Raw genomic sequence first — 17,237 nt, 5'->3', positions numbered from 1 at the left:
GCTGATCCGCACACGGTCCAGTGCGCGATGAGGCGTTACCCGACGCCACGGATCCGCTTCACCGCGCAAGCGCAGGCCAGCCCTCGTGCCGCTAGCGCTTAACGCACCACGCGCAAGGGCGGCTTGCGTCCACCCTTGCCACCACCGGACCGCGACTGCCCCCGCCAATGACGGATCAGCAGCCAGCCGAACAACATGCCGCCCAGATGCGCGAAGTGCGCCACACCCGGCTGCCAACCGGTTGCCCCCAGCACCAGCTCGATCGCGCCGAACACAAGCACGAAGGTGCGCGCCTTCATCGGGATGGGTGGAAACAGCAGCATCACGCGCTGATTGGGGAACAGCATGCCGTAGGCCAGCAACAGCCCGAAAACGCCACCGGACGCACCCACCACCGGCATGCCGTTTTGCAGGAACCAGGCCACCAGCAGCTGACACACACCGGCACCGGCCACACAGACCAGGTAATACGTCAAAAAGCGCTTCTGGCCCCAGGTCTGCTCCAGCGGCGCACCGAACATGAAAAGCGCCAGCATGTTGAAGAACAGATGATTGAAACTGCCGTGCAAGAACGCGTACGTCAGCAGCTGCCACGGCATGAAACTGGCGCCAGGCGAGAACGCATCGAACCCGTTGGAGATCGGCCACAGCATCAGTGACGACAGCGCCGCATCGGAGGGCAGCAGGCCGGCACCCAGGTCGCCCAACGCCCACTGCAACAGGAACACGCCGATATTGGCGATCAACAGCGCTTTGGTGACGGGCGGCAGTTTGGGCAGCATGGCAGCATCCTTTGGAATGCCAACCATCATAACGGCAAGCTTATGAAGGCCCCCACACGGCCGCGTCCAGCCGCTGCGCGGCGCTGGCACGACGAACACGCCCACGCTCCACCTGCACCCCTTCTGCGCGCAGGCGCCGGCATTGCTCGCGATAGCCCGACGAGCCTTCCGGCAACGCGATCCGGCCATCGCTCCGCAGTACACGGTGCCACGGCAGCTGCGGGTCGTCGTTACCGCTGAGTACGCGTGCCACCAGCCGCGCGCGGCCCGGAAGGCCCGCGCGCGTCGCGACGTCGCCGTAGCCGGCCACCTCGCCGGAAGGGATCGCACGGATCACTGCGAGGATGCGCAGCCGGGCCTGCTCGCCGGAAGGCACCGCGGCGTCGGACACACCACGCGCCGTTGGCTTGGCTGCCGTATCGGTCGTCGGTTGGCGAGGCTTCGACATCAGGCAAGGCGCCAGTCAAGGGATCACAAACCCCTCTCCTGCCGGGAGAGGGCTCAACGCGCTGCTTGGCTCCAGCAGCACATCACTCAATGCATCAACACGATCTCTTCGGACGAGGTGGGATGAATCGCCACGGTTTCGTCGAAGTCGCGCTTGGTCGCGCCCATCTTCACCGCCACCGCAAACCCCTGCAGCATTTCGTCGGCGCTTTCGCCCAGCAGGTGCACGCCGACCACACGCTCTTGGTCACCCACGCAGACCAGCTTGAACAGGCTGCGTTGCGGCGCATCGGCCAGCGCGTGCAGCATCGGACGGAAGTTACTGCGATAAATGCGCACCTGGCTGCCGTGCCGTGCGCGCGCCTGCTCTTCGGTCAGCCCGACCTGCCCGAGCGGCGGATGCGAGAACACCACGCTCGGCACGCCGTCGTAGTCCATGCGCGCATCCGGCTGATTGCCAAACAGGCGATCCATCAGCTTGCGTCCGGCTGCGATCGCCACCGGCGTCAGCCCTACCTTGCCGGCGACATCGCCAATGGCATGGATGTTGGGCACCGTCGTGGTCTGGCCCTCGTCCACCACCACCTCGCCCTTGTCGCCCAGCGTCACACCGACGGTGTCCAGGCCAAGCCCGGCCGTGTTGGCGCGCCGCCCCACGGCGAAGAACACCTTGTCGAACACCTCGTTGCCCTGCTCGCTGGTGTGCGCCGGATGCCCTTGCACACGCAACCGCCCTTCCTGATCGCGCTGCAGACCGGTGGTGGTAAAGCCGAAATGCAAACGCACCCCCAGATGGCGCAGGTTGTCGGCCAGTTGCAACGTCAGTTCGGCATCGAAGCGCTCCAGCAAGCGAGCGCCCTGGACGAACAGGTGCACGCGGCTGCCGAGCGCCTGCAACAACCCGGCGATTTCCACCGCGATATAACCGCCACCGACAATGGCCACCTGCGCAGGCGCATGACAGAGATTGAAGAAGTCATCGGAGACCTCTCCGTGTTCGGCGCCGGGTACGCCGGGGCGCGCTGGATGCGCACCGGTGGCAATCACGATGTGCTCGGCTGTCACCGTCACGCCATCGCCGCCCATGAGGGTGTGGCGGTCGTGCAGGACGCCGCGCTGTGGGATCAGCACCACCCCGTCCTCGTCGAGACGGCGGCGGTAACTTGCATGAATGTTGGCGATGTAGCCCTGCCGGTGCGTCACCAACTCCTGCCACGCCAAGGTCGGGCGTGGCACATCGAAGCCGAGTGCGCTCGCCAGTTCGATCTTGCCGGCCAGATCGGCCGCCAGCCACATCGCCTTCTTCGGCACACAGCCGAGATTGACGCAGGTGCCACCCAGCTCGTTCGGCTCCATGATCGCAACACGCGCGCCGTATTTCGCTGCACGAAACGCGGCGGCCAGTCCGCCGGAACCGCCACCGAGAATCACCACATCGTAGTCGTAACGCATGCTCATGCAGGACGCCCCGCGCGGTAAGGGTGCAGGCTCCGCGCAGGTGCGCGGCGCGTCATCGGATCGGCCATTCTTTGTCTGCTTGCAGTGCTGATACTGCCGCCGAGCATGCCACGCCCGGCTGCGAGCCAGACGTGAGGACGTCCCGGCACCAACACATCGACGCGCGCGCTGCCTTGCGCGCTAGCGCACGCCGCGCCGCATCGGCGGCGCATGCAGATAGGTCACGCTGCGCCACAGCCATTCCATCGGCCCGAAGCGGAACCAGCGCAGCCACAGGCGACTCAACACGACCTGCACTACAACCACCGCCAGCGCAAACGGCAGTTGCCACACGCGCGGCAACTGTTCGAAATACCCCAGCCCGTAACCGTAGAAGATCCACGTACAAACCACCGATTGCATCAGGTAGTTGGTCAGCGCCATGCGTCCGGCAGGCGCAAGCCATGCCAGGTGCGGCGCCAGGCGCACCACCCACGCCGCATACCCCAGGCTCATCAGCGGGCCGGCAATCAGCGACAAGGCGGCGGCGCCCGACAGGCGCAGGTCCAGACGCGCAGGATCCATCCACGGCTCCAGCATGTAACTCGCCAGCATCACCCCCAGCCCCAAGGGCAACACGCCATAACGCAAGGTCTGGAACAGACGCGGGAAGCGCTCCGGTGCGGCGATGGCGCCGCTGCGCACAAACCAGCTACCGAACAGAAACATCCCCAGCATCGCCGGGCCATTGATGCTCAGCCCGGTCATCGCCTGCTGCGTGTCATGCCAGCGTTGCAGCGTGGCCTGCAGATAGGTGCCGCTGCCGAAGGCCGCACGTTGCGCCTGCACGTTTGCCAGCGCCTGTCGCGCTGCATCGACCGTGGCGGCATTCCAATCCGCTGCAGCTGCCGGATCGAGCTGAGTCAACATGCCCACCAGCCCGTACAACAGCATCAATCCAGGGGCACACAGATAGACCAGCCCGGCAAGCCACGGCAGCGTCGCCGTCGGCACCGAGCGTGCCGTCAGTAACAGCAGTGCCAGCAATGCGTAGGTCACCAGAATGTCGCCGGACCACAGCAGCACTGCATGGGCCAGCCCGATCGCCAGCAACCCGAGCGTGCGCCGCAAATACATGCCCAGGAACGGGCGCCCGGCCTGCTCGGCGCGTTGCGCCATCACCGCAAAGCCCATGCCGAACAACAGCGAGAACAGCGTGTAGAACTTGCCCTGCACGAAGATGTAGATCAACGCATCGGCCACCCGGTCGGCGCCGTGCCAGTGCGGCTCCACGCCGGTGACCGCCAGATCGAGCGGGCCGACAAAGGCTTCGATGTTCATCAGCAGGATGCCCAACAGCGCAAAGCCGCGCAGCACGTCCAGCACGACGATGCGCTCGGTCGCAGCAATGGGCAGCAGAAGATCGCGTGTGGTCATGTTGGCTCGGATAGCAGGGCGCGGCGCTCGCAAGGGACAGAATGCAAACAGCCCGCCGAGGGGCGGGCCGTCTACACGACACAGCAACGATGCAACGTCGCCGACGAAACATCCAGCGAGCGGGCCGTCAGACGAACACGAAAGGCGCTTGGGAATCGGCACACACACCGCACATGCCGATGCCCCGCACTGCTCGCACCCGTCTGCCGGCGACAAGGACATGTTCACGCCTGCGCAGATGGGTGACTAAAAACAGAGCGAGTGGTCGTCACCCTGTTGCGGACGGCGCGCTTACAACCGGAGTGTCCGCATGATGCATGCCGATTCCGGGCATCGGCGCGCCCGTCTGACGGCTGCGTCGTGGTCTTGTCGGCCGCGCTTAGTGGTGATGGCCGCCTTCGCCATGCACATGCCCGTGGTCGCGCTCTTCCTGGGTGGCTTCACGCACCTCGATGATCTCCACGTCGAAGTGCAGATCCTTGCCGGCCATCGGATGGTTGAGATCGACGTCGACCACACTCATGCCGACCTTCTGCACCGTCACTGCGCGCGGGCCGAAATTGGTCTGCAACACCACCTGCGTGCCCGGGACCAGCTTGGTGGCGCCGAAGTGCTTCTTGGGCACGCGCTGGCTCAGGCCTTCGCGGTATTCGCCATAGGCTTCGTCGGCCTTGACGTCCACGCCGAAGCTCTCGCCGGCCTCCTTGTCCATCATGGCCGCTTCCAGACCGGGAATGATGTTGCCGTGGCCAACCATGATCGCCAACGGGTCACGCTCCTTGGAGCTCTCGATCGGCTCCTGGCCAATCTCCGAAACGGTGTAGTGGAAGCGGACGACGCTGTCTTTTTCGATCTTCATGCCTGACTCTGAATAGGCTGCCCGGTGGCAGACGGTGGAGGACGGCTTGTCGGCCGCCGGGTGCGCCGCCATCATGGCGACCTTTCGAACCGCCCATTATCCCGGCTCCATGCATATCACGCCAGTTTCCGCCGCTCCCGCCCGTCGTGCAGCGACCAGCCTGTTGCTGGGGCTGCTCCTGCTGCTGGGCGGTTGCGCGCAAGCGCCGGTCCGCCGCCCCGCCGCCCCGTCGCCAGCGGCGCGGGTATGGCCGCAGGTGCCTGCGTCGAACCCGGCCGCCGCCAACAACATCCTGATGCGTGCGTTGGGTCTGGTCGGCACGCCGTACCGCTTCGGTGGCAACACGCCCGAAACCGGCTTCGACTGCAGCGGGTTGGTCACGTATGTCTATAAAGACGTGCTGGCATTGTCGCTGCCACGTACCTCGCGCGAATTGGCTGCGGTGCAGGGCCCGAAAATTCCTCCGGAGAAATTGGCGACCGGCGATCTGGTGTTCTTCGGTTCAAGCGGCAACGTGACCCATGTCGGCATTTATGTCGGTGAAGGCCGCTTCGTACATGCCCCCAACACCGGCGGTACCGTCCGCCTGGATTTCCTGGATGGCGCCTACTGGCGTGACCATTATTCAGGTTCAAAACGCGTATTACTTTGAAATGTGACGTGCATCACAAGTAATAAAACGGAAATTTAACCTTTTTTGAACTTCATGATTCTTTCACCAAGGCATCATCCCGCATCGACAGCAGAATTGTGATTCCCGCGTGACGAACGACGAACAGATCAAAACTGGCGCCGCACCGCTTCCGCATCGGAAACCGCTCGGCCTGCTATGCGCCACCGCTCTCTGGTTAGCTGCCCTTCCCGCCCTGGCGCAGACCGCTAACGGCGTGCCACCCGCTCCGCAGACGACCACGCCAGACAGCGCCGTCGCCGCCGAGAAAGCCGCAACCCGCAGCCGCGCCGACGCCGCTGCCACCGCAACACTGGCCGCCCTGCTTCCGCATCTGGCCGCCAACGACGCCATTCCGCTGATGGACCGCTCGGCGATGTTCGCCGGTGACCTCAGCCGCCTGCTGGCCAATTACGACGTTTCGCAGAGCGCAGTCAATGCCGCTCAGAACGCCGTTGCCGACAGCCGTGTGCAAGTGATCCTGCAACGCGCCATGGCTTTGCTCGGCACCCCGTACGTGTGGGGCGGCGAATCCACCGAAGGGTTCGATTGCAGCGGCTTGGTTGGCTACGTGTTCAAGACCGCCCTCGGCATCGACCTGCCGCGCGTCTCGCGCGACATCGCCCGCGACGAGTCGGCCGAACTGATCAAGGACCCGAGCGCGCTCAAGGCCGGCGACCTGGTGTTCTTCGGCAAGCGCGGTCGCATCGACCACGTGGGCCTGGTAGTCGGCGACGGCAAGTTCCTGCATGCGCCCAGCCGCGGCAAGGACGTGCGCGTGGATTCGCTGGCCAGCGGTTACTGGAGCGAAAAGTTCATCCAGGCGCGCCGGGTGCTCTGATCTGGTGACCGATTCAACTGCATGACAGACGAAGGCCGCGGCGATCCCGCGGCCTTTTTTGTGGTCCATGGGCTTGCGCGATCAACGCGCAACATCGGCCTTGTAATGCGCCATGGTGTCCTCGATGCCCTTGCTCAGTTCCATCACCTTGAGCGCGTACTCGGCCAGACGCTGATCTTCCGGGGTGTCGGGCTGCCATGAAGGAACCTCCACCGCTGAGACACCATCGGGGTCCATCGCCACGAACACGATGATGCAATGCGTGCACAGGCGCGCGTCGCCGCCCATCGGGCTGCGCGCCCGCACATCGATGGCGAAATGCATGCTGGTGCGCCCGGTGTAGACCAGCTTGGCCGACACCGCGACCAGATCGCCGATCCGCACCGGCGCCACGAAGCGAATGCCGCCCACTGCCACAGTGACGCAGTAATGCCCGCTCCAGCCACTGGCTGCGGCAAATCCCACCTGGTCGATCCACTTCATCACCACCCCGCCATGCACCTTGCCGCCGAAGTTGACGTCGCTGGGCTCGGCCAGAAAACGAAATGTCAGATCACGTTGTTGGCCAATCACTGCACGCTCTCGCAAGGAAATGAGCTGAAAGTGTGCCATGCGCGTGTGTTGAAGGGATCTGCCTCGCGCACTAGGATGCGCTCACGGAAAGCACGTCCCTGCGCCGGCCTTGCAGGTCTCTCATGCCCGCCGCACCTGATTACCAGACTTACACGCACCGGAGGCGTGCGTCTCGGGCCTTGGTGCGCAATCGCCTGCTTCAGGCTAGCCGGATCGTCATCGACCACCGGTGCACGGACAGGTGGCACATCTGCAGCAACGCGCGTACACGCGCTAGCGAAAGTCACTTACTCTCGGCATCCGGGCAAGGCCGCCCGCAGCAGGAAGCAGCGCGTCATGTCGGACCGAAGACGATTCACCATCGAGCATGCGCGGCGGCATCTGGAACGCGACGGTTGGCCGCGCTTGCAGATGAGCGCCATCGTGTTGATCACGGCGACAGGCGGGCTGCTGGCCTCGTTCCTGCTGCGCAATGCTGGCGTCGATGCGATGGCGGTGCGCTACACGATGGCGACGCTGGTCGCCTATGGCCTGTTCCTGCTGCTGATGTGGGCATGGGTACGCTGGCGCAACGACGTAGACGGCGAACTGGCGGGCGACTGCGTCGACCTCGGCAGCAGCGCGGCGCAAGACACCTCGGGATGGGCCGGCCACGGCGGCAACTCCGCCGGCGCGAGTCGTTCCGGCACGTGGAGCGCGCCATCCGTCACTTCGGATGTTTCCGGCCACGGCGCACTCCCCGACTTCGTCGATGGCGAAGCCGGACTGCCGATCTTGGCGATCTTGGCAGTGCTGGCCGCCGCCGCAGTCGCAATCGTTGCTGCCGCTTGGGTGGTGTGGTCGGCGCCAGTCTTGATGGCCGAGCTTCTGGTAGACGCGGCGCTGGCAGGTGGGCTGTATCGACGCATGCGCGGCGTGCAGGCGCAAGGCTGGTGGTGGTTGTGCGTTCGCCACACGCTATGGCCGCTGATCGGCGTGCTGACGTTCGTTATCGTGGTCGGCGCGTTCGCGCAGCACAAGGCGCCGCAAGCAACGACGTTGATGGAGGCCATCCAAGGGCGATGACCCCGCCGGGTTACCGTCCCTGGTTGTCCTGCTTGCGAAGACACAACCATGGAAAATGCGGCTGGCGCAGCTTGAGCATGCGGCGCACACGCGCACGCAGACGACGCGGATCGAACAGCCATTGCACTGCAAACGCATCGAAGGCGGCGTAGGTGTGCTGGTGATATTGCCCGGCCAATGCCGGCATGCCCAGACCGGTGAAGTAGCGCAGGCTGCGTGCAGCGCTTTGGTCGGCACGTTGCCGGTCTGGATACAGCGGGCTGTCGAGGATGTGCAACTCGCCGCCGTCGCGCAGCTGCGCAAGCAGGCGGCGCATCAGCGCAGCAGGATCCGCGAAATACTGGATGCACGCCGGCACCACGATGACGTCGAAGACAGCGTGCGGCAGCGCAAAGGTCTGGATATCGGCAGCGACAAAGCTCAGCCGTTGGTCGTGACCGAAGACGCGCGCGGCCTGCGTGAGCTCGGTGCGATTGACGTCGATGCCGCACACGTCGCGCTGCAGCGATTGCGCCAGCAGCTGCGATAACCAGCCGTTGCCGCACCCCAGTTCCAGAATGGCGCCCTCGCCGGCGCGTGCTTGCAGGTGCTGTACCAGCAACCTGCTGGACAGCGCGCGCACCTGCCATTCCAGGCTGGTACCGAGCTTGCCGCTGGGGCGCGGCAGGCTGCGGACCTGCGCATCGGTATACAACCGGCCTTCCTTGCGCCGCACGTCCAGATAGCGATCCTCGAACGGATCTTCGGCAAGCGTGCGTTGAACGAACACGCCATCGACGCTGTCCAGCGCAGGTAGTTGCGCCAGGCACTCACGCAACACGGGCAATCCAGCCGTCATGCGTTGCGCTCAGCGCAGCGGCTTGGCGTTGTCGGCGGGCGGATCTTCCAGCCCCACGTTGGTGGATGCCGATTCGTAGACCTCCTTGTCGAGCAGGCCGGTTTCCTTTGCCACCAGCACCGGCACCAGCATCTGCCCGGTCACGTTGGTCATGGTGCGCATCATGTCGAGGATGCGGTCGATGGCGTACAGGTACCCGATCACTTCCAGCGGCAGGTTGGCTGCGCTCAACACCACCGTGGCCATGATCACCGCAGTGCCTGGCACGCCGGCGGTGCCGAAGCTGCCGAGCACCGAGGCGATCAACACCACGAAGTATTGATTGGCGGTCAATGGCACGCCGGTGTATTGGGCAATGAACACCGCACACAAGGCCGGGAAGATCGCGCCGCAGCCATCCATCTTGATGCTGGCGCCCAGCGGCACCGCGAACGCGGCGTAGTCCTTGCTGACGCCCAGGTTATGCGTGATCGAGCGCATCGCCACCGGCATCGCCGCAAAGCTCGACGAACTGACGAACGCCACCTGCATGCCGGGCGCGGCGCCGCGGAAGAACTTCCACGGATTCAATCCGTGCAACAGCAACAGGCTGCTGTAGACCACCACGATATGGATCGCGCAGGCCACATACAGCGCCAGCACGAAATTGCCGAATGGCAGCAGCTTCTCGAAGCCATAGCTGCCGACCAGGCCGGCGATCAGCCCGAAGGTGCCCAGCGGGGTCATCTCCAGCACGAAGCGCGTCACCTGGATCATGATGTCGCTCAGCTGCCCGGTGAGCTTGCGCGCCTCGGCCACCCGCTCGCCGAGCTTGACCATCGCAAAGCCCAGCAGCGCGGCGAAAAAGATCACCGGCAGGATCGACCCGCGCCCGGCCGCCAGCACGGTTTCGCCGGCCGCGTTGGTCTTGGTGCCGATACCGGTCAGTGCGTAGAACGGGTTGGAGGGCACCACGTCCAGCAGCACCTGGATCGGGCTGGGCACATCGCGTGGTTTCCAGGCCGAGTCCACGCTCAAGCTGAAATGACCGGCGCCCGGTTGCATCAAGGTGCCGACAGCCAGGCCCACGCCCACCGCCAATGCCGCGGTGATGACGAACCATAGAAACGTGCGCCCACCGAGCGCGGCGACCGATTTTTGCCCGTGCAGCGAGGAGATCGCATTGATCACCGCGAAGAACACCAACGGGATCGCGATCATCTTGATCAGGGTGACGTACAGATCGCCGAGTGGGCCGAACCACACATCGGCCGCCGGGCCCATGGCCCAGCCGGCCAGCGCGCCGAGCACGAAGCCGGCCACCACGCGTTGCCAGAACGGAATGCGCAACCAGGCCGAGACCACTGTCATGCGTCGAATCATCCGGGGGGGAAGTGCATGCACCATAGCCCAGGCCCGCGCTGCCCGCGAGGCCACGGCTGGAACAGCGGTGTGTCATCTGTGTGACGCCAGGCATCCCGGCATAATGCGCGTTGATTCAGTCACGAGTTAGATGCCGATGCGTTATCGCCTGCCTGCCCTCGCCGCCCTGACCACGCTGTGCGTGGCCGCCTGCGCCGCCACCACCGGCACCTCCGCATCGGCACCCGCCGGCGTGCGCGTGGAGGTGCCGCAAGTGACGCACCCTGCGGGCGAGACGCCGCAGTGGTGGTATCGCTCGGGCGCGGCGCGTGCAGCCGGCAATGGCGCCATGGCCGGCCGGGCGCGCAACGTGATCCTGTTCCTGGGCGACGGCATGAGCCTGACCACGGTGGCCGCAGCGCGCATTCTCGATGGCCAGCGCAAGGGCGGGCCGGGCGAAGAGAACCTGTTGTCGTGGGAGCAGTTCCCCGCGACTGCCTTCAGCAAGACCTACAACACCGATTCGCAGACACCGGATTCGGCCGGCACCATGACCGCGATCACCACCGGCGTGAAGTCGCACATGGGCGCGATCGGCGTCAGCAGCGGCAACCGCAGCGACTGCGCCGACAGCCTGGGCAAGGGGCTGCTGAGCTGGCTGCAACTGGCCGACAGCGCCGGCATGGCCACCGGTGTGGTCACCACCACCCGCCTCACCCACGCCACCCCGGCGGCGACGTATGCGCATTCGACGGAGCGCAACTGGGAAAACGATACCGACCTGCCGGAGTCCGCTCGTGCGGCCGGCTGCCAGGACATCGCCCAGCAACTGCTGTCGACCGCGCGCTACGGCCGCGGCCCGCAGGTGGTACTGGGCGGTGGGCGCAGCCAGTTCCAGACCGTGCAGGAGCGCGACCCGGAATACGACGACAAGGTGGGCCTGCGCCTGGACGGCCGCGATCTGGTCGCCGAGTGGAAACAGGCGCACCCGCAGGGCGCCTACGTCTGGAACGCGCAGCAGTTGCACGCGGCCGCCGGCGCACCCGCGCTGCTGGGCCTGTTCGAGCCGGACCACATGCAGTTCGATCACGACCGCAACCGCACGCCCGAGGGCGAGCCGAGCCTGACCGAGATGACCCGCACCGCGATCCAGTCGCTGTCGCGCGACCCCAATGGCTTCGTGCTGATGGTCGAAGGCGGCCGCATCGATCACGCCAACCACGCCGGCAATGCCTACCGCGCACTGGACGAAACCGTCTCGCTGTCCGATGCGGTGCGCACCGCCGTGCAGACCGCGCCGCCGGACACGTTGATCATCGTCACCGCCGACCATTCGCATACGCTCAACTTCGTCGGCTACCCGGTACGCGGCAACCCGATCCTGGGCAAGGTGCGCGGCACCGGCGGCGAAGAGGGCGACCGCACCCAACTGGCCACCGACATCACCGGCCAGCCCTACACCACGCTGAGCTACGCCAATGGCCCCGGCTACACCGGCGCCAGCAATGCGCAACCGGCCGGCCCCAAGAAATACCCGCACGAACCCAGCAGCAACGAGCCGGCCCACGGCCGCCCCGACCTGACCCATGTCGACACCGAAGCGCCCAGCTATATGCAGGAATCGCTGGTGCCGACCAAGTCCGAGAGCCACGGCGGCGAAGACGTCGGCATCTGGGCGACCGGCCCGGGCAGCGCGGCGTTTCGCGGCACGCTGGAAGAGAACGTGATCTACCACGTCATCGTCCAGGCCACCCCGCGCCTGCGTCAGCGCCTGTGCAAGGCCGGTAACTGCGACAGCGCCGGCGTGCCGGTCCAACTGCCGGCAGCGGACGCGTTCGTGGCCGACACGACGGCCGCCGCTGCCAAATGATCCGATCGCCGAAGCGGCCCCGGATGCCGCGATGGGCAGCCTTGGCGTTGCTCACGTTGGCGGCGGTGGTCATTGCGCCCTCAGGATGGGCGCAGGACGAGGCAGTTTGCCGACTGGGCGATCCGAATGCCGATCATGCCATCGTGCCCGGCTGCAGCGTCGGCAGCGACGGGCGTCTGCGGCTGTCGTCGCACGTAGCGCAACAGCTGCGCTTCGATGCCGACGGCCTGTCCGTCCTTCTGGTCAAGGACCAGTATTACTACGTGCGCGCCGACGGCAGCAGCCTGCCGGTGATCCTGTCGGACAACGGCCCGGACGCTTTCACCGAAGGTCTCACCCGCGGCGTCTTCCACGGCCGTATCGGCTTCTACGATCTGCGGCTGCGCGAAGTGGTCCCGCCGGTCCATGGCTACGCCTGGCCGTTCGCCAACGGCGTGGCCCGGGTCTGCGACGGCTGCCGCCCGGGCACGCCCGACATCAACGGATACACACCGATGCAGGGCGGGCGCTGGTACTACATCGACCGCCGCAACCGCGAGGTAGCGCAGCCGCAGCATTGAGTCAGACCACGGCAAGGGCGATCAGCCGCCCCGCTAACGCGGCGATCCCGATGTCCCGGTGCATGCGCGTGGCCGTCGCCGGGCGGGGCGGCAACGGCCGGCGATCGCAGTGTCCTGCGACAGTAGAACGGCGGCCGCCCTCTGGACGGGGCGGCGCAGCGCCGATGCGCTTCGCTGCCACCGTGCCAGCCTCTAAAGTAGTGCGATGACCACCCGCTCCCATCCCGCACCGCAGTGCGAGGTAACCGCCGCCCTGCCCGAGCCTGCGCCGGCCGCCGTGCTGGTCGGCTTCAGCGGCGGGCTGGATTCCAGCGTGCTGCTGCATGCGCTGGCGCAACAGCCGCATTACCGGCGTGCCGGGCTGCGCGCGGTCCACGTCCACCACGGTCTGCATGCCGACGCCGACGCCTGGGCCGCGCACTGCACCGCGTTTTGCGCTGCGCTGTCGCTCCCGTTGCAGGTTCTGCACGTACAGGTACCTCGCGACAGCGGCGACGGGCTGGAGGCAGCGGCGCGACAGGCGCGCCGCGCAGCCTTCGCCCAGGCGCTGGCCGCCGACGAATGGCTGGCGCTGGCGCAGCACCGCGACGACCAGGCCGAAACCCTGCTGTTGCGCGCGCTGCGTGCCTCCGGCCCGGACGGGCTGGCGGCGATGCGGCCATTGCGCGACTTCGGCCACGCCCAGCTGTGGCGTCCCCTGCTGGCGCTGCCGCGCAGCGCATTGCAGGCGTACGCGCAGCGGCACGCACTTCGCTGGATCGAAGACCCAAGCAACGCCGACCCCGGCTTCGACCGCAACTTCCTGCGCCTGCAGGTGCTGCCGCTGCTGCGCCAGCGCTGGCCGCACGCCGCCGACGCGCTGGCGCGCAGCGCGCAGCTGTGCGCCGATGCGAGCGACCTGCTGCTACACGAAGATCTGGCGCTGCTGCCCGGCCTGCTGACCAGCGACGGCGCGCTGGACCTGCGGCGGCTGCGCACCCAACCGGCCACACGCAGACCGCGGCTACTGCGCGCCTGGGTCAGCGCAGCGGGCGCGCCGCCGCTGCCCGCGCACGGCGTCGCCGCGCTGGACACCGAGATCGCCAACGACGCGCCGGACCGGAATACCCGTTTTGCCTGGCAGCAGGTCGAAGTACGCCGTTGGCGGCAATGCCTGTTCCTGCATCGCCCGTGTGCGGAATGGCCAGCGCAGTGGCAAGCGCAATGGGATGGGCAAACTCCGCTTGCGCTGCCCGATGGCGCGCAGTTGCGGCTGCATGGCAGCCCCGGCCTGCGGTTTGCGCAGCCGCTGCTGGTGCGCGCGCGCCAGGGCGGCGAACGCATCGTGCTGCCGCAACGTAGCCATTCGCACCAGCTCAAACACCTGTTGCAGGCATTGGACCTGCCGCCGTGGCAGCGGCAACGCCTGCCAATCCTATGCACGCACGACACGGTGCTCGCCGCTGGCGATCGCGTCGTCTCGGCCAGCTTGCACGCCTGGCTGCAGCACAACCACGCGCGCCTGGAATGGTGCAGCGGCACCTAGGCGAATTCATTGACCCACCTGCGTGCGCGCCGCACACTTTAGTCATGGTCAAGAAATCATCGAACGAAACATCCCCGGTTGCCCGCTTCGAACAGTCGCTGGAAGAACTCGAACAGCTGGTGCAGAAGATGGAAGTGGGCGAGCTGAGCCTGGAGCAATCGCTCACCGCCTACGAGCGCGGCATCGGCTTGTACCGCGATTGCCAGCAGGCGCTGGAACAGGCCGAGCTGCGCGTGCGGATGCTGAGCGATCCTGCACGTCCCGAGCTTGCCGAAGCCTTCGAACCGCCGTCGCTGGACGGCGGCTGAGGTGAGTTCCGCGCTGCTGGACCACTGGATCGCCCGCACCGAACGCAGCCTGGACGCCTGTCTGCCGAGCCCGGTGCTGGCGCCACAGCGGCTGCACGCCGCGATGCGTCACGCGGTGCTCGGTGGTGGCAAGCGCATGCGGCCGCTGTTGGTGTACGCCACCGGCACGCTGTTCGGCGCCGAGGAAGAGCGCCTGGATACGCCGGCAGTGGCGGTGGAGCTGATCCACGCCTATTCGCTGGTGCACGACGACCTGCCGGCGATGGACGACGACGCGCTGCGTCGCGGCCAGCCCACCGTGCACATCGCCTTCGACGAAGCCACTGCAATCCTGGCCGGCGATGCCTTGCAGACGCGCGCGTTCGAGCTGTTGGCCAGCGCACCGGCAAGCGCCGAGCTGCGTGTCGGCTGGTTACAGAGCCTGGCCACGGCCGCCGGCGCCGCCGGCATGTGCGGCGGTCAGGCGCTGGATATCGATGCCACCGGTCAGCTGCAATCGCTCGCCGATCTGCAACGCATGCATGCGCTCAAGACCGGTGCGCTGATCCGCGCTGCGGTGCGCATGGGCGCGCTGACCGGCGGCGCCGCACCCGCCGATCAGCAGCGCCTGGACGACTTTGCCGATGCCTTGGGCCTGGCCTTCCAGGTGCGCGACGACATCCTGGACGTGGAATCGAGCTCGGCACAGCTGGGCAAGACCGTCGGCAAGGACGCGGCGCAATCCAAGTCCACCTACCCGGCCCTGCTCGGCATGCACGGTGCCAAGGCGAAATTGGCCGAGTTGGCGACGCGCATGCACGACGTGCTGCAGCCTTACGGCCCACCCGGCGACACCCTGGCGACGCTAGGCCGGTTTGCGGTGGACCGCGCGCACTAGAGCACTGCGTTCGTTCAAGCGACCGCGCCGCCGGTACCGCCGCGCGGCGCCTCTGGTGCTGGCGCCCTCCGCCAGACCCACGCCCAGTCACCAGCGCATGCGCAGTCATCGGCCGGCATGGGTAGAGCCGTGCGCGCCATGATCATCGCGCCGGTAGGCAGACACAGGGCACCGACACCGATCCGCGCACGAACGACCGATCACGCCAGCGCAGCCCGCAGCCACGGCGGCCAATGTCGCAGGAACCGATGGACAGGACACGGCCGCTCCCGTGCTGCCAGCGGACTCGCATCGCACGCTCTCGTACGCCTCGGCAACGGCGTCGTTCAAACGATCGCAGCCGCCGGTTGCGCACAGCGTGCGCCAGTGCACGGCGCGAGCGTTGAGCGCCCTTACGCAAGCGACGTACCGCGTCACAAAATGAAACTTCTCTTTACGTAACTTTTCACACAGGAATTTATGCGGATGGCTTGCAAAGCGTGAACGGATACGCAAATTTCAGCTGAATTGTCATCATCCGTGTCCGCATTTGTCATTCAGTGACCATGAACAGGTCAAATGCGGCATCAATTGGCTCTCTTGTTGCGTCTGTTCACTCTGCCTAGGTTGACGTGTCCGCGTTCGCGGACATCCCCCGACCTCATGGAGAGTCACTGGTGAAGAACGTTTTTTTCGCATCGTTTGCAGCAGGCACGCTGGCCGTTGTTGGCGTGCTCGGATCGGCGCAGGCGCAGTCCGCGCGCGGCCCGGTTCCGTTGACCATCGAACTGGCACCGGTTGCCGATCAGGCCGGGCGACACCAGGGCAAGATCGCGGTGACTGTCACCAATAACGGCAGCCAGATCGCCCGCGTGCCGACCTATCAGCTGCCGCTGCAGTCGCTGGACAACGGCATCCTGGAAGTGAGCCGTGACGGCGCGCCGGTGGCCTACACCGGACGTCTGGTCAAGCGCGGCCTGCCCAAAGCGGCCGACTTCACCATCCTCAAGCCCGGCCAGAGCGTGCAGGGCGAGGTCGATCTGGCGGGCGCTTACGACCTGTCCACGAGCGGCAACTACACCATCCAGGTACGTTCGTCGCTGCAATACGCCTCACTGGCCGACGGCAGCCTGATGAAAGCGGCCAACGGACAGCCGGCCGTGGCCACCAGCACCCCGCTCACCGTCTGGCTGGACGGCGCACGTCGTGGCGTACAGCGCCAGCTCGCAGTCGGCCCGACCGCCGTGGTCAACGGCATCAACTACCTCAACTGCAGCACCACCCGCACCAACCAGGCCGCCAGTGCCGTCACTGCCGCACGCAACTACTCGCAGAACGCGCGTACCTACCTCAACGGCGGCAGCACCGGCGCGCGCTACACCACCTGGTTCGGCGCCTACAACGCCTCGCGCTACAGCCGGGTCAGCTCCAACTTCGTCAATATCGACAACGCGCTGGACCAGAACAACGGCCAGCTGACGATCAACTGCAGCTGCGAAGCGGATCTGGCGGACGCCTTCGCCTACGTCTATCCGAACCAGCCGTACGAGATCCATGTCTGCAACGCGTTCTGGAGTGCGTCGACAACCGGCACCGACTCCAAGGCCGGCACGCTGGTGCACGAGACCAGCCACTTCACCGTGGTGGCCGGCACGCAGGACCGCGTCTATGGTCAGTCCGGCGCGCGCAGCCTGGCGATCAGCAACCCGGCCCAGGCGATCACCAACGCCGACAGCCACGAGTACTTCGCCGAGAACACCCCGGCGCAGAACTGATCGCGTCATCGCTTGAAACGACAAAGGCCCGGCAGCGATGCCGGGCCTTTGCG

At 66.3% G+C, this 17,237-nt stretch carries 17 protein-coding genes and 1 pseudogene; 9 read left to right on the top strand and 9 right to left on the bottom strand.

What is annotated here, in order from left to right; translation table 11 throughout:
- Positions 1–98 precede the first annotated feature (98 nt).
- From GGR61_RS14490 to GGR61_RS14470, 6 genes and pseudogenes are all read right to left on the bottom strand, one after another.
- On the bottom strand, positions 99–779 hold the full coding sequence (locus tag GGR61_RS14490) for a rhomboid family intramembrane serine protease (protein ID WP_184406845.1): 681 nt from the start codon (positions 777–779) through the stop codon (positions 99–101).
- Positions 780–822: 43 nt separating this feature from the next.
- A complete protein-coding gene (locus GGR61_RS14485; protein WP_326520632.1) occupies positions 823–1,230 on the bottom strand; it encodes an MGMT family protein in 408 nt (135 codons plus the stop codon).
- A gap of 86 nt (positions 1,231–1,316) precedes the next feature.
- Positions 1,317–2,687, bottom strand: coding sequence for a glutathione-disulfide reductase (gorA, locus tag GGR61_RS14480; RefSeq protein ID WP_184622208.1), 1,371 nt, complete (start codon positions 2,685–2,687; stop codon positions 1,317–1,319).
- Positions 2,684–2,836, bottom strand: a pseudogene (locus tag GGR61_RS21230) (amino acid dehydrogenase); the annotation flags it as partial. The pseudogene GGR61_RS21230 and the gene gorA, both read right to left, overlap by 4 nt.
- Before the next feature lie 31 nt (positions 2,837–2,867).
- Positions 2,868–4,103 carry a DUF418 domain-containing protein gene (locus GGR61_RS14475; RefSeq protein WP_184622206.1) on the bottom strand — a complete coding sequence of 412 codons (1,236 nt, stop codon included), beginning with the start codon at positions 4,101–4,103 and terminating at the stop codon, positions 2,868–2,870.
- 379 nt (positions 4,104–4,482) lie between these two features.
- Entirely contained in the window at positions 4,483–4,962 is a 480-nt protein-coding gene (locus GGR61_RS14470) for a peptidylprolyl isomerase (RefSeq protein ID WP_184406741.1), read from the bottom strand.
- 46 nt (positions 4,963–5,008) lie between these two features.
- Here GGR61_RS14470 and GGR61_RS14465 point away from each other — a divergent pair, with 46 nt between their 5' ends.
- Positions 5,009–5,614, top strand: coding sequence for a C40 family peptidase (locus GGR61_RS14465; RefSeq protein ID WP_184622231.1), 606 nt, complete (start codon positions 5,009–5,011; stop codon positions 5,612–5,614).
- A gap of 109 nt (positions 5,615–5,723) precedes the next feature.
- The gene (locus GGR61_RS14460; protein WP_184622204.1) at positions 5,724–6,473 is read left to right on the top strand and encodes a C40 family peptidase; all 750 of its coding nucleotides are present in this window, start codon (positions 5,724–5,726) and stop codon (positions 6,471–6,473) included.
- Positions 6,474–6,554: 81 nt separating this feature from the next.
- Here GGR61_RS14460 and GGR61_RS14455 read toward each other — a convergent pair whose 3' ends face one another.
- Positions 6,555–7,046 (bottom strand): acyl-CoA thioesterase, encoded by a 492-nt coding sequence (locus tag GGR61_RS14455; RefSeq protein ID WP_184622201.1) that lies wholly within the window; start codon positions 7,044–7,046, stop codon positions 6,555–6,557.
- Between the two features lie 411 nt (positions 7,047–7,457).
- On the opposite strand from GGR61_RS14455, the gene GGR61_RS14450 reads away from it, so the two are divergent.
- The gene (locus GGR61_RS14450; RefSeq protein WP_260287930.1) at positions 7,458–8,111 is read left to right on the top strand and encodes a hypothetical protein; all 654 of its coding nucleotides are present in this window, start codon (positions 7,458–7,460) and stop codon (positions 8,109–8,111) included.
- A 10-nt stretch (positions 8,112–8,121) separates the two neighbouring features.
- Here the strand turns inward: GGR61_RS14450 and GGR61_RS14445 are convergent, their stop codons facing one another.
- On the bottom strand, positions 8,122–8,949 hold the full coding sequence (locus GGR61_RS14445; protein WP_184622197.1) for a class I SAM-dependent methyltransferase: 828 nt from the start codon (positions 8,947–8,949) through the stop codon (positions 8,122–8,124).
- Between the two features lie 9 nt (positions 8,950–8,958).
- A complete protein-coding gene (locus GGR61_RS14440; protein ID WP_184622195.1) occupies positions 8,959–10,299 on the bottom strand; it encodes a dicarboxylate/amino acid:cation symporter in 1,341 nt (446 codons plus the stop codon).
- Between the two features lie 142 nt (positions 10,300–10,441).
- Between GGR61_RS14440 and GGR61_RS14435 the strand changes: the two genes are divergently transcribed.
- The 6 genes from GGR61_RS14435 to GGR61_RS14410 all read left to right on the top strand — a co-directional run bounded on the left by GGR61_RS14435 (position 10,442) and on the right by GGR61_RS14410 (position 17,184).
- On the top strand, positions 10,442–12,160 hold the full coding sequence (locus GGR61_RS14435) for an alkaline phosphatase (RefSeq protein WP_184622193.1): 1,719 nt from the start codon (positions 10,442–10,444) through the stop codon (positions 12,158–12,160).
- Positions 12,161–12,183: 23 nt separating this feature from the next.
- Positions 12,184–12,720: a WG repeat-containing protein gene (locus GGR61_RS14430; RefSeq protein WP_260287927.1), complete on the top strand. Its 537-nt coding sequence runs from the start codon at positions 12,184–12,186 to the stop codon at positions 12,718–12,720.
- A gap of 205 nt (positions 12,721–12,925) precedes the next feature.
- The gene (gene tilS, locus GGR61_RS14425; RefSeq protein WP_184406733.1) at positions 12,926–14,245 is read left to right on the top strand and encodes a tRNA lysidine(34) synthetase TilS; all 1,320 of its coding nucleotides are present in this window, start codon (positions 12,926–12,928) and stop codon (positions 14,243–14,245) included.
- 44 nt (positions 14,246–14,289) lie between these two features.
- Positions 14,290–14,553, top strand: coding sequence for an exodeoxyribonuclease VII small subunit (locus GGR61_RS14420; RefSeq protein ID WP_184622191.1), 264 nt, complete (start codon positions 14,290–14,292; stop codon positions 14,551–14,553).
- A 1-nt stretch (position 14,554) separates the two neighbouring features.
- Positions 14,555–15,430 (top strand): polyprenyl synthetase family protein, encoded by an 876-nt coding sequence (locus GGR61_RS14415; RefSeq protein WP_184406731.1) that lies wholly within the window; start codon positions 14,555–14,557, stop codon positions 15,428–15,430.
- 656 nt (positions 15,431–16,086) lie between these two features.
- A complete protein-coding gene (locus GGR61_RS14410) occupies positions 16,087–17,184 on the top strand; it encodes a M35 family metallo-endopeptidase (RefSeq protein ID WP_184406730.1) in 1,098 nt (365 codons plus the stop codon).
- The last annotated feature ends 53 nt before the right edge of the window (positions 17,185–17,237 follow it).

The sequence above is a fragment of the Xanthomonas sp. 3058 genome (assembly GCF_014199765.1).
Classification (GTDB): domain Bacteria; phylum Pseudomonadota; class Gammaproteobacteria; order Xanthomonadales; family Xanthomonadaceae; genus Xanthomonas; species Xanthomonas campestris_B.
The sequence above is the reverse complement of the archived record's forward strand: the minus strand, read 5'-3'. Positions and strand labels throughout refer to the sequence as shown.